The organism is Peptoniphilus sp. HMSC062D09 (assembly GCF_001811425.1).
Taxonomy (GTDB): Bacteria; Bacillota; Clostridia; order Tissierellales; family Peptoniphilaceae; genus Peptoniphilus_A.
Map to the genome: position 1 here is coordinate 1 of NZ_KV804719.1, position 374 is coordinate 374.

The following is a 374-nucleotide window of genomic DNA, read 5'->3' on the forward strand; positions in this document are numbered from 1 at the left end:
AGATTGTAAATCCGGACGGCTCGAAAACTTCTGTATTAAATAAAAAGGAAACGCTTCTTGCAGGACAGAAACAGGAGCTTATAAAGGAAGAATTTAAGAACTGGATATTTAGCGACCAAGAACGTAGAAACAGGCTTGTAAAGATATATAACGAGCGTTTTAACTCTATCCGTAACAGAGAATATGACGGCAGCAACCTTTCTTTTGAGGGAATGACCACAGAAATTGATTTAAGACCTCATCAAAGAAATGCCATAGCAAGAAGCCTTTATGGAGGAAATACCCTTCTTGCTCATGTGGTAGGAAGCGGTAAGACCTTTGAAATGGTGGCGTCTGCGATGGAAAGTAAAAGGCTTGGAATGTGCAGTAAGTCC

The 374-nt window shown here is 40.4% G+C and carries 1 protein-coding gene; it reads left to right on the plus strand.

What is annotated here, in order from left to right:
- A partial coding sequence (locus HMPREF2801_RS05535) for a hypothetical protein (protein ID WP_148130078.1) occupies window positions 1–374 on the plus strand: 374 nt, incomplete at both ends.